At 61.0% G+C, this 12211-nt stretch carries 12 protein-coding genes; 3 read left to right on the top strand and 9 right to left on the bottom strand.

Going from position 1 to position 12211, the window contains the following annotated elements; all coding sequences use genetic code 11:
• Positions 1-74: 74 nt before the first annotated feature.
• Positions 75-1484 (top strand): glutamate--tRNA ligase, encoded by a 1410-nt coding sequence (gltX, locus tag U3654_RS06070; RefSeq protein ID WP_324754449.1) that lies wholly within the window; start codon positions 75-77, stop codon positions 1482-1484.
• Between the two features lie 90 nt (positions 1485-1574).
• Positions 1575-2870: a citrate synthase gene (gltA, locus tag U3654_RS06065; protein ID WP_324754448.1), complete on the top strand. Its 1296-nt coding sequence runs from the start codon at positions 1575-1577 to the stop codon at positions 2868-2870.
• A 71-nt stretch (positions 2871-2941) separates the two neighbouring features.
• On the opposite strand, the gene U3654_RS06060 is transcribed toward gltA, so the two are convergent.
• From U3654_RS06060 to U3654_RS06025, 8 genes are all read right to left on the bottom strand, one after another.
• Entirely contained in the window at positions 2942-3721 is a 780-nt protein-coding gene (locus U3654_RS06060) for an enoyl-CoA hydratase-related protein (RefSeq protein ID WP_324754447.1), read from the bottom strand.
• Positions 3722-3728: 7 nt separating this feature from the next.
• Positions 3729-4178 (bottom strand): cytochrome c-type biogenesis protein, encoded by a 450-nt coding sequence (locus U3654_RS06055; RefSeq protein WP_324754446.1) that lies wholly within the window; start codon positions 4176-4178, stop codon positions 3729-3731.
• Entirely contained in the window at positions 4175-6163 is a 1989-nt protein-coding gene (locus U3654_RS06050; protein ID WP_324754445.1) for a heme lyase CcmF/NrfE family subunit, read from the bottom strand. The genes U3654_RS06055 and U3654_RS06050 overlap by 4 nt, the downstream gene beginning before the upstream one ends.
• Positions 6164-6238: 75 nt before the next feature.
• Positions 6239-6796 (bottom strand): holin family protein, encoded by a 558-nt coding sequence (locus tag U3654_RS06045; RefSeq protein ID WP_324754444.1) that lies wholly within the window; start codon positions 6794-6796, stop codon positions 6239-6241.
• Entirely contained in the window at positions 6787-7398 is a 612-nt protein-coding gene (locus U3654_RS06040; protein WP_324754443.1) for a holin-associated N-acetylmuramidase, read from the bottom strand. Before U3654_RS06040 ends, U3654_RS06045 begins: the two co-directional genes overlap by 10 nt.
• Before the next feature lie 81 nt (positions 7399-7479).
• Entirely contained in the window at positions 7480-7926 is a 447-nt protein-coding gene (ccmE, locus tag U3654_RS06035; protein ID WP_324754442.1) for a cytochrome c maturation protein CcmE, read from the bottom strand.
• 30 nt (positions 7927-7956) lie between these two features.
• Entirely contained in the window at positions 7957-8982 is a 1026-nt protein-coding gene (argC, locus tag U3654_RS06030; RefSeq protein WP_324754441.1) for an N-acetyl-gamma-glutamyl-phosphate reductase, read from the bottom strand.
• 66 nt (positions 8983-9048) lie between these two features.
• Positions 9049-9861, bottom strand: coding sequence for a glutamate racemase (locus U3654_RS06025; protein WP_324754440.1), 813 nt, complete (start codon positions 9859-9861; stop codon positions 9049-9051).
• A gap of 186 nt (positions 9862-10047) precedes the next feature.
• On the opposite strand from U3654_RS06025, the gene U3654_RS06020 reads away from it, so the two are divergent.
• On the top strand, positions 10048-10953 hold the full coding sequence (locus U3654_RS06020) for a LysR family transcriptional regulator (protein WP_324754439.1): 906 nt from the start codon (positions 10048-10050) through the stop codon (positions 10951-10953).
• Positions 10954-11376: 423 nt separating this feature from the next.
• On the opposite strand, the gene U3654_RS06015 is transcribed toward U3654_RS06020, so the two are convergent.
• Positions 11377-12078, bottom strand: coding sequence for a DUF4167 domain-containing protein (locus U3654_RS06015; RefSeq protein WP_324754438.1), 702 nt, complete (start codon positions 12076-12078; stop codon positions 11377-11379).
• Between the last annotated feature and the right edge of the window lie 133 nt (positions 12079-12211).

The following is a 12211-nucleotide window of genomic DNA, read 5'->3' as shown; positions in this document are numbered from 1 at the left end:
GTTTCCCTTCCACTCGGTCGATAGACAGACGCCGAACCTAGCCCCCACATCGTTACCGAAAGGTTAATGCGCCCATGTCCCAGAAGGTCGTGACCCGTTTCGCCCCGTCGCCCACCGGCTATCTGCATATCGGCGGCGCGCGCACGGCCCTTTTCAACTGGCTTTTCGCGCGCGGGCGCGGGGGTGAATTCCTGCTAAGGATCGAGGACACGGACCGCGCCCGCTCGACCCCCGAAGCAACGCAGGCGATCCTTGCCGGGATGGAGTGGATGGGGCTCGATCACGATGGGGCTGCGGTCAGCCAGTTCGAACGCGCCGCCCGCCACGGCGAGGTTGCGCGCCAGATGCTAGCGGCCGGTCAGGCCTACAAGTGTTTTGCCACTCAGGACGAAATTCAGACTTTCCGCGACGCCGCCAAGGTCGAGGGCCGCTCGACCCTGTATCGCAGCCCGTGGCGGGATGCAGACCCGGCGGATCATCCCGCTCTGCCATATGTTATTCGCATCAAGGCCCCGCGCGACGGCGCGACGGTGATCAAGGACGCTGTGCAAGGCGACGTGACTATTCGCAACGACCAGCTTGACGATATGGTGCTGCTGCGCTCGGACGGCACGCCTGTCTATATGCTGGCGGTTGCAGTCGACGATCACGACATGGGCGTTACCCACGTCATTCGTGGCGACGATCACCTGAACAACGCCGCGCGCCAGATGATGATCTATCGCGCGATGGATTGGCCACTGCCCGTCTATGCCCATATACCCCTGATCCATGGCGCCGACGGCAAAAAGCTGAGCAAGCGGCACGGCGCGCTGGGAACGCAGGAATATCGCCAGATGGGTTATCCGGCGGCCGGAATGCGCAACTATCTCGCCCGGCTGGGATGGAGCCACGGAGACGCCGAGTTCTTTACGGATGCGCAAGCGAAGGAATGGTTTGATCTGGACGGGATCGGTAAATCACCCGCCCGCTTTGATTTCAAGAAACTCGAGAATATCTGTGGCCAGCATATGGCGGCGATGGACGATGCTGCACTGCTGCATGAATTGGAGGATTTTCTTGATGTTACCGGGCGCAACCGTCTGACGCCGGACCGGGCTGCAATGATTTTGGAAGCAATGCCGCACCTAAAAGAGCGCGCGAGGACATTCCCGGAACTGCTTGACAAGGCTCAATTTATCCTCACCAGTAGACCTGTTGAGCCGGACGAAAAGGCCGCAGCTCAATTGGACTCTGCATCCCGCGGTATACTGCGAGAATTGACGCCGCATTTGCAAAATGCTAATTGGAACCGGGCAAGCCTTGAAGCGTTGATGAACGACTTTGCCGAGGCGCGTGGAACCAAGTTTGGCAAAATGGCCGGCCCGCTGAGGGCCGCATTGGCCGGACGCAGCACGACGCCTAGCGTATTTGACATGATGCTGGTGCTGGGACAGGCCGAAACGCTGGCCCGTCTCGAGGATGCGGCCCAATTCGGGGATTAACCTGATGTAAAGGCCTATAATATACTCAGCCCGAACCGAGCGCGCGGTGCGACTTCTGCAAAACGGGGCTGCAACATGGGAGAGAGCCATATGGCCGACGACACGAAAACCGCTACGCTGAGCATCGCAGGCACGGATTACGAACTGCCGATCTACTCGCCGACCATCGGGCCGGATGTGATCGACATTCGCAAGCTCTACAGCAAAGCGGGCGTTTTTACCTATGACCCCGGCTTCACCTCAACCGCCAGTTGTGACAGCACGATCACCTTCATCGACGGCGAAAAAGGCGAGTTGTTGCACCGCGGCTATCCCATCGACCAACTGGCCGAGAAATCGCATTACCTCGAGGTCTGTTACCTTCTGCTTTATGGCGAGCTTCCCTCAGCCGCGCAGGCCGAGGACTTTGAAAGCCGGGTGACAAACCACACCATGCTGCACGAACAGATGCAGTTTCTCTTTCGGGGCTTTCGCCGTGATGCGCCGCCCATGGCGATTATGGTGGGTGTCGTCGGGGCGCTCAGCGCCTTCTATCACGATAGTACCGACGTCAGCGATCCGTGGCAGCGCGAGGTTGCATCGGTGCGTATGATCGCCAAAATGCCGACAATCGCGGCGATGGCCTTTAAATACACCATTGGCCAGCCCTTTGTTTATCCGCGTAACGATATCGACTATGCGTCCAATTTTCTGCGCATGTGCTTTGCGGTTCCATCCGAGGATTATGAGGTAAATCCGATCCTCAGCCGCGCAATGGACCGCATCTTTACCCTACACGCGGACCACGAGCAAAACGCGTCGACCTCGACCGTGCGCCTCGCATCGTCCTCGGGCGCGAACCCGTTCGCCTGCATCGCCGCCGGCATCGCCTGTCTCTGGGGTCCTGCGCATGGCGGCGCTAATCAGGCCTGCCTCGAAATGCTGCGGGAAATCGGCACCGTCGACCGCATCCCTGAATATATCGCGCGCGCCAAGGACAAGAACGATCCGTTCCGCCTGATGGGGTTCGGCCACCGTGTTTACAAGAATTTCGATCCGCGCGCCAAGGTGATGAAGCAATCCGCTGACGAGGTTCTGGACCTATTGGGAATCGAGGACAACCCGACCCTTCAGGTCGCCAAGGAACTGGAAAAACAGGCCCTCGCGGACCCCTATTTTGCCGAGAAAAAGCTGTTCCCGAACGTGGATTTCTACTCGGGCATCATCCTTGAGGCGATGGGCTTTCCCACGTCGATGTTCACCGCGATCTTTGCCGTGTCGCGCACGGTCGGCTGGATTTCGCAGTGGAAGGAAATGATCGCTGATCCGCAGCTGAAAATCGGCCGCCCTCGCCAGCTATATGTCGGGGCGACGATGCGCGATTATGTGGATATCGAGAACCGCTGACCCATTCACGACGCGGAGTCAAAGGCGCAGCCCGACGGTTGCGCCTTTTTCGTTTGGCGGATCATCGTGCTTTAGCGGCCCTCAAATGACGGCTTGCGCTTGTCCAAAAACGCAACGACTCCTTCCTTGAAATCGCGGGTCTGACCGCAGGCGCCTTGCAACTTTGCTTCGAGGTCCAGTTGCGTGTCCCCATCGTTACTCCACGTGGCGCGCAGGGCCGATTTCAGATGCCGGTACGCCTCGGTTGGGCCGCTCGCCAGATGGGCCGCGCGGCTGCGCCAGTGGGCGTCGAACTCCGTATCCGGTACCGCCTCCCATATCATGCCCCACGCAGCGGCATCCTCGGCGCCGATCGGCTCGCCGAAAAGGGCCGCACCCATCGCCTTGGCCGCGCCCATTTGGCGGGGCAGCCAATAGGTACCGCCTGCGTCCGGCATCAGGCCGATGCGGGTGAAAGCTTGGGTGAAATAGGCGCTATCCGCCGCGATCACCACATCAGCCGCCAGCGCGAGGTTTGCGCCCGCCCCTGCCGCCGCGCCGTTTACCGCAGCGATCGTCGGTATGGGGCAATCGGAAATGGCGCGCAGCATCGGGACGTATTCGTCGCGCAACACCCTTTCGAGGTCAAGCGCGGCGACATTACCCGCGTCGCTCAAATCCTGCCCGGCGCAAAATGCGCGCCCCCTTCCGGTCAGCACCAGCACACGCGCAGATCGCGCGGCGGCTATGGTGGCGTCGGTTATCTCGGCGCGCATCTGTGCATTGAGGGCATTCATCTTGTCCGGTCGGTTCAGGCGCAGAATCGCAATGTCGTCTTCGACATCGAACGTGATCGCGCTGTAGTCTGTCATGACCTTGTCACCCGTCCAGAATATCGCGCAGGCGCGCAGCCTCGTCGTCGCTCAACCGGTCCTCTTCGGGCGCTGCTGCGCTGCGTCGCCTGACATAAAAGATCGCAATCCCGGCCCCAGCAAGCAGCATCGCAGGCCCGGCCAGCCACAGCACAAGCGTACTGCCTGTCGCGCGAGGTTGCAGCAGCACGTATTCGCCATAGCGGTCAACGATGAAATCGACCGCTTCGGCGTCGCTGTCGCCCGCAACCAACCGCGCCCGCACCAATAGGCGCAAATCGCGCGCGAGGGTGGCGTTGGACGCGTCGATATTTTCGTTCCGGCAAACCAGGCAGCGCAACCCAGTGGACAGCTCTCGCGCGCGTGCCTCAAGTGCGGGATCATCCAGGACCTCATCCGGCTGGACGGCAAAGAGCGGGCTGGCGATCAGGCTGAGGATCAGGGCAAGGCGCTTCATTCTGCGGGCACTCCGCCTTTATGTTCGTCCAGCGCCGCCTTGCGCGCCCCTGCCGCGACGCGGTAGCGCCGATCGCTCAGCGACAGCGCGCCCCCGAGGGCCATCAGCACCGCGCCGCCCCAGATCCAGTTTGCCAGAGGCTTGAAATAGGTGCGCACGGCCCAGCCACCATCCTCTTGGGGATCACCGATCACGACATAGACGTCGCGGAAAAATCCGTTGTCGATGGCGGCCTCGGTCGTCGGCATCTCGGCCACGGGGTAGAACCGTTTTTCAGGATGCAGGACGCTGATTGTCTGACCATCCTTGGACAGGCGCATATCGGCGATAGTGGTGACATAATTGGGGCCTTCGCTGCGCCGCACATCTTCCAGCGTCAGAGTATAGCCCGCCAGATCAAAGCTGCCTCCGGTGTCAAGCACGCGGATATCCTCGGCCTCCCATGCCAATAGGCCCGCGATACCTGCAATAGTCACGCCTAGGCCCGCATGGGCAACCGCCTTGCCCCAATCGGCGCGTGGCAGGCGCGTGAGGCGGCCAGCGCGGCTGGCGATCCCGCCCCGCGTTCCAGTGCGCGACCACACATCCAACGCGGCCCCGACGACCAGCCAGGTTCCCAGACTCAGGCCAACCGGCCCCATCAGACTACGACCGCCCTGCACCGCCCAGACGAGGCCCAGCACCGCCAGCGCCAAAACCATCGCCGGGGCAAGCTGACGCAAAACGCGGCGCATCTGTCCGCGCTTCCACGGCATCATCGCGCCAACCGGCAGCACAACGCCTAGCGCGATCATGAAGGGCGTGAACGCCATGTCGAAAAAGGGCGCGCCGACCGACAGCTTGCGATCAAAGAACAACTCGGCCACCAAAGGCCAAATCGTGCCGACAAAGACGACAAACGCCGCAACGCCGAGCAGCACGTTATTGGCCAACAGCATCGATTCGCGACTGGAGAGCGAAAACACCCCCCTTGCCTGCATAGCGCCTGCGCGCACGGCAAAAAGTGTCAGACCGCCCATCATGAACAGCGCCGTGATCCCCAAGAGGAACATCCCCCGTTCGGGGTCATTGGCAAAGGCATGAACCGACGTCAGCACGCCCGAACGGGTGATGAACGCGCCAATCATGGAGAATCCGAACGCGATGATGGCCAGCAGGATCGTCCAGCTTTTCAGGCTCTCGCGCTTTTCGACCACAATGGCCGAATGCAATAGCGCAGCCGAGATCAGCCACGGCATGAAGCTGGCGTTTTCCACGGGGTCCCAGAACCAAAAGCCGCCCCAGCCCAATTCGTAGTAGGCCCACCAGCTGCCCATGGCGATGCCGATCGTCAGGAATACCCACGCGGTCAGCGTATAGGGCCGCACCCAGCGGCCCCATGCGGCATCGACTCGCCCCTCAATCAGCGCCGCGATGGCAAAGCTGAACGTCATCGAAAGGCCGACATACCCGAGGTAGAGGAACGGCGGATGGAACGCGAGGCCCGGATCCTGCAACAGCGGGTTCAGGTCTTGTCCGTCCAGTGGCGGCATGGCGAGGCGTAGGAACGGGTTGGACGTAAAGAGAATAAAGGCGAGAAACGCGATCCCGATCATCCCCTGCACCGCCAGCACCCGCGCGCGCAGACCCGGCGGCAGATTGCCGCCAAACCATGCCGCTGCCGCGCCGAATAGCGCCACGATCAGCACCCACAGCAGCATCGACCCTTCGTGATTGCCCCAAACGCCAGTGATTTTATAGAGCATCGGCTTGGCCGAGTGGCTGTTAAGCGAGACCAGCCGTAGCGAGAAATCCGATGTGACAAAGGCGTGCGTCAGCGCCGCAAAAGCCAGCGCGATCATCAGGAATTGCAGGACCGCCGCCGTATCTCCGACGGCCATCCAGCCGCTCCAGCGCTTGTGGGCGCCAATTAGCGGGACGGTGGCCTGCACGCAGGCGAGCACCAGGGCGAGGATAAGGGCGAAATGGCCGAGTTCTGTAATCATGATCCATCTATAGCCGCCCCGACGCCCCGCGACCAATGAGAAAAGCTGCGCGGGGCGGTTCAGATTGTCGCGGCCCTAGCGCTCCTGCTCGCGCCAGGCCTTTAAGGCCGGGTTTGTCTCAGGGTCGACACGCGGCGCTTTGGCGTTTTTGCCTGTTTCAGCTGTCGGGTGTCCCGATTCCAACGCGTCAATGCTGGCGGCGATTCGCGGGGCGTCCGCCATGGTCTGCATAATCGAGCGACGATAGGTCTGCCCTTTGAACTGATGGCGCGCGCCAAAGTAGAACGACACGATCACGCCCAAGAGCCACCAAAGTGGCTCAGGCACCAGCGCGATTCCCTGCATTCGCGCAGCAAACCATACCGGATCAACCATAGCCGCGATGAACAAACCCAGCGTGCCAAGCGCTAGCGCCGGGCGCGGCAGACGATTCACCCCATCCATCAGGCGGTCGAACCAGCCGACATGGCCCGCGCTGAATTCGGCGTCGAACTGGCTCAGAGCCGCGCCGCGCTCTGTTGTTCGGCGAATCGCGCCCGCCTCGGCATTCTCGCGAAACACTTCGGCCGTTTGCGCGACCACGTTGCGACCCTCGCCGAACAACAGCGTCAATAACTTGCTTATCAATCCCATTTTGCCACCCTTTTATCGAACTCCGCCCGGCTGAGGTGATAGCGCGGCGACATGAAATGCTCGGCGCGCTTGATCCAGCCGCCTTTGCCGCCAGCGCGCGTGCGGGCGAACTTGCGACTGGCCGGGCGGCGATCGGCGATGCGCAGGTAATAGTTGCGCCGCGCTATAGCATAGGCATCGCCGATATGACCTGGTGCTGCGCATACCGCTGCCTGAGCGGCCTCAGTAGTCTGGGGACCGATCACACCATCGGCGGCCACGTCCTGACCCATCTGGCGCAACAGGCGTTGGAGTATTTTCACCGCATTTGCGCCCGCATTCACATACATGTCGAACACGCTGGCACGCAGTGGCGACGGCAACCGGTCGATGCCGGGGCGTTTGTAGTAATGCTGTACAAAGATGTCCTCTGCCTGCGCAGAATTGAGTTGGCGCACATCGGCGGCATCCACGCCCCCATCGCCATTCAAGTCCAGCCCGAGGCGGCGCATCGTATGCACCGTTACGCCATGTTTCGTAGCTCCTCCGGGATCATCGGGATCATTCACATAGCCGCCCTCGCGAGCGACGATCCTTCTGGCTATTTCGCGCACATCGTCCATGCCACCGCCTTTGCAAGTCATGGGCCGGGGATTTTCCCCTGCCATGCGCAAACCGTGATGGGTCAGTGGTTAATAGCGCGCTTACTGCGCGTCCGGCTCGCGGTAGACGCCCTGCTCTTTCAGCGCCTCGACGACCTCTTTGGGCATGTAGGATTCGTCATGTTTGGCCAGAATTTCGGTCGCACGAAAGGTCGCGCCGTCATAGCTGCCCAATCCGACCATGCCCTGATCCTCGCCGAAAAGGTCCGGCAACACGCCAACATAGGACACCGGCACGCTGGTGCCGCCATCGGTGACGTGAAACCGCACTTCGGACCCCACGCCACGCTCGAGACTGCCAATCTCGACCAGCCCGCCGATGCGAAACACCTCGCCGGGGCCGGGCGGAGCCGCCATTACCTCAGTCGGTGAGCGAAAGAGATTGATCCCGTCACGCATCGCATAGCCGATCAGTCCGGTCGACAGGACCAACGCGACGGCCGCCACGGCAACAACTTGAATTCTGCGTTTTTTCTTGAGCGATTTCATAATTTTAACTCGTGATCCTAAACTTACGATCTACGGAAAGAGGGGCGGCGCCATAAGGCCCATCGTCTCATCCAAACCTAACATCAGGTTGGCGTTCTGCAAGGCCTGACCGCTGGACCCCTTGGTCAAGTTATCAAGCGCGGCGATCACGATGGCACGCCCCGGAATGCGGTCGCCGCTGACGCCAACATGGCAAAAGTTGGAGCCGCGCACATGCCGTGTACTAGGCGTCTGACCAAAAGGCAGCACCTGCAGAAACGGCTCACCCGCATAGGCCGCAGCAAGCGCTGCGTGGATGGCCTCCGGTTCGCCTTTTACATAAACAGTGGCGATTATCCCCCTGTTTGCAGGCAATAAATGAGGCGTGAACTGAACGCTCACTGGACGTCCGGCAATGGCTGAAAACTCCTGATCGAACTCGGCCAGATGTCGATGCGTGCCGCCGACGCCGTAAGCGTGCGCGCCCTCGCTCAGCTCGGCGTGCAGCAGGTTTTCCTTCAGGCTACGGCCAGCACCGCTCACGCCCGTTTTGAGGTCGATGATGATATCATCGAGATCGATCAATCCTCCTGCGATCAAGGGTCGCAGTGCATACTGCCCCGTCGCCGCATTGCAGCCCGTCCCGGCCACCAGGCGCGCCGCACGAATCTTCTCTCGGTAGAATTCGGTCAGGCCATAGACGGCTTCGGCCTGACACGCGAGCGCGGCATGTGGGTTGCCATACCATTTTTCATAGGCGGCAGGATCGCGCAGGCGAAAATCGGCGCTGAGGTCGACAATCTTCAGATGCTTGGGCAGGCCCGCGATCACATCTTGGCTGGTGGCATGGGGCAACGCGCAAAAGCATAAATCAATGCCCGAGAAATCGATCTGATCGATCGTCACCAGATCCGGCAGATCCAGATGGCGCAGGTGGGGAAACACGTCTGCCATGCTCTGCCCCGCCTTGGAATTGGCGGCGAGCGCTTTGATGCGCATATCGGGATGGGTCGCGATCAGACGGACCAGCTCGGCCCCGGTGTAGCCCGAAGCGCCAAGGATCGCGATGTCATGCATAAGTTTTGCCCTCTGTCGTTCTGAGCAGGCTTACGCCATTGCGCGGCGCCGGGCAATGCGGCGACATCAGGCGGCAGCAAAGCTGACGGGGCGGCGCAAAAACTGCGTAGCGCGGTCCGATACGCGCGCGGGATCGCCCGTCGTAAGATAGGATATCCCGCAGCCCTGCCCGGCCATAGCCGGATGGCGCGCTAGGTAATGCCCGAGACTATCGGCCACCAGTGCAGGCTGCGACAGCACCGTGACATCCGGTCCCAGCGCCTGTTGAAACACGTCCTGCAGCAACGGGTAATGCGTGCACCCCAGAACAGCGGCCTGTGGCTGTGGCATCTTGCGGCGCAGCGCATCAACGTGACTACGCACCAGCGCCTCGGCCAGGATCATGTCGCCATCCTCAATCGCATCTACTACGCCGCCACAGGCCTGCGTCTCGACATCGACGCCAATCGCGCGAAAGGCCAGTTCGCGCTGAAACGCGCGGCTACTGACCGTCGCAGGCGTGGCAAAGAGGGCCACATGCCGCGTCGCCACCTCACGTGGGGGGGAATTGTCGCCCCACTCGCGCTCGGTCAGGGCCTCAATCAGCGGCACAAAGACGCCCAGCACACGCTTGCCCTGCGGCACGCCTGCCTCCTGCATACGCCGCAGTGCAACCGCCGAGGCTGTGTTGCACGCCAGCACCACCAGATCGCAACCCTCAGCCCAGAGCCGTTCAACCCCCTCGCGCGTGAGCGCGTAAATATCGTCCGCCGTGCGCACACCGTAGGGCGCATGGGCATTGTCGCCCATATAGACCACCGATTGGTCCGGCAGCCGCGCCGCAATCGCGTCGAGCACGGTCAGACCGCCCAATCCACTGTCGAAAATGCCTACCGCCATTTGCCGCTTCTCCGCATTCGATGGTTCCCAGTTCGGCCCTATTTCTAAGCACCGCAACCGCCGGATGCCACACCCATCTGGCCACATGCTACCCCTAACCGGGCAATGCCACGCGATCATCCTATGCATAACGGCGTTTTATTTGCTAAGGCTAACAAGCAATATTAGCCGAATGGACACGCCGCGATGGATTGGGACAAGCTCAGAATTTTTCACTCTGTCGCGGATGCCGGCAGTCTGACCCATGCGGGCGACCTGCTGCACCTGTCGCAATCTGCCGTCTCGCGCCAGATTCGTTCTCTGGAAGAGTCGCTCAATGCCACGCTGTTCCACCGCCATGCGCGCGGTCTGATCCTGACCGAGCAGGGCGAGTTGCTGTTTGACGCAACGCGCTCCATGGTCAAACGGCTGGATGCTGCGACGGCGCGTATCCGTGATAGCGAGGACGAGGTGTTCGGCGAGTTGCGCGTGACCACCACCATCGGCTTTGGCACGCTCTGGCTGGCCCCGCGCCTTGCCAAGCTCTATGAGAAGTACCCCGATCTCAAGGTCGACCTGATGCTGGAGGAACGCGTGCTGGACCTGCCCATGCGCGAGGCCGACGTCGCTATCCGGATGAAAGAGCCCAGTCAGGCGGATCTCATCCGCAAGCGGTTGATGGGCGTGCACATGGGCCTGTACGCCGCGCCGGAATACCTTGCGGAGCGCGGCACACCCGCCAGCGTCGACGATCTGTGCGATCACCGCCTTATCTGCCAGAAAATAAATTCCGCACAGGTCAGCGCCGCAACTTACCTTGTCAAGGAACTGGTGACAAATGACGTCTGGTCGTTGCTGACGGTCAATAATTACTTCGGAGTCTTGCAAGGCGTGCTGCACAACCTCGGGATCGGCATCCTGCCAGACTACCTTACCTATGATTTCCCGAATCTCGTCCGCGTACTACCTGAGGTTGAGTCGGTCGAGGTGCCGGTCTACTTGGCCTACCCCGAAGAACTGCGCCACTCTCAGCGGATTGCCGCCTTTCGGGACTTCGTCCAGCAAGAGATCATCGCCTACAGGAAAAACGTTAAGGAACAAAAGATTAGCTAGCACTTCATCCAGCTATGCACCACGTGCATAGCGGCCATGCCAGCGAACGCGGCTATTTCCCTTGATTGAACCGGATACAGGCACTAAATGCTCTTTTGACGGGAGCGCCAATGCGGCGCCTCCGTCATACCTCCCTGTTGGACTATGGCCGAGCTTAGTGCTCGGCCTTTTTTTGTTCTGCGCTCCGATTTTGATGCTTAAAGCGTTTCGGGAAAAACCTGAGACACAGCTTTTTCCCGAAACGCCCACAACGCTTCTATGTCGTGCTGCGTTTCGGGTTTGTGCTGACGCGGGGGTAACCCGAAACGCTTTAGGACGCGGCGGCAGCAAGTCGTGACTACTTTAGCGCAAAAAAAGCCGGGCGGGGCGTAGTGGCCCGGCCCGGTATGTTTCATGTATTCCTGCAAAGCGCGTATTCGGAAACTATTCTGCGGCTGCCTCGGAGGGCGGTGTGCCGTCGTCGGTTTTGGCGCCGTTCTGTGCATCGGCCTGCCCGGCATCTGCCTTGGGCTTGCGCGTGCGTTTGGGCCGCGGTTGCACCGCCTCTTGCGCGCTGTCGCCGTCATTGCCGTCACCGGCCTGCTGCGCAGCAACATCGCCCTCGGGCGCAGGCTTCTGACGCGGCTTGCGCGGGGCGCGCTTGGGTGGGGATTTACTTTCGGGCGTGTCGACCAACGCGCTGGACTCGCCGTCACCGTCGCCATTGGCATCCGAGATGTCGGGCTGCGGGCTGTTACCCGGATCATTGCCCTCTTCGCCACGCTGATGTTGCTGGTGCTGCTGGGGCTGGTGCTGCTGCTGGGGGCGATCGCGGTCTCGATCAGCCTGGCGATCGCGGTTCTCACGCTCCTGCTGATCGCGCTTTGCGTCCATTTCCTTTTGGGCCTCACCCAGAAGGCGCAGGTAATGCTCGGCGTGTTGCTGGAAATTCTCGGTCGCGACACGGTCATTGCTCAGTTGCGCATCGCGCGCCAGCTGGTTGTATTTCTCAATGATCTGCTGCGGCGTTCCACGTACCTTGCCCTCAGGGCCGGAACTATCGAACACCCGGTTGACAACGTTGCCGACCGAACTTGTGCGGTTTCTGTTCGACTTGTTACGCGAACGTGACTTCGATGATCTCATATGTCTGCTGTCCAGCCTTGTTTTTAGAACCGTGGTAAATCCGAGAGGCGCCCGATGCGCCGATGCAATGAAACCGGATTCGGCTATGTTGGCTTGGCGTCAAGCGGGACCACCCAAGGTTTGGGTATCCACC

This window comes from Roseovarius sp. Pro17 (assembly GCF_035599575.1).
GTDB lineage: Bacteria > Pseudomonadota > Alphaproteobacteria > Rhodobacterales > Rhodobacteraceae > Roseovarius.
Note: the sequence above shows the minus strand (reverse complement) of the source record. Positions and strands in the feature narration are given on the sequence as shown.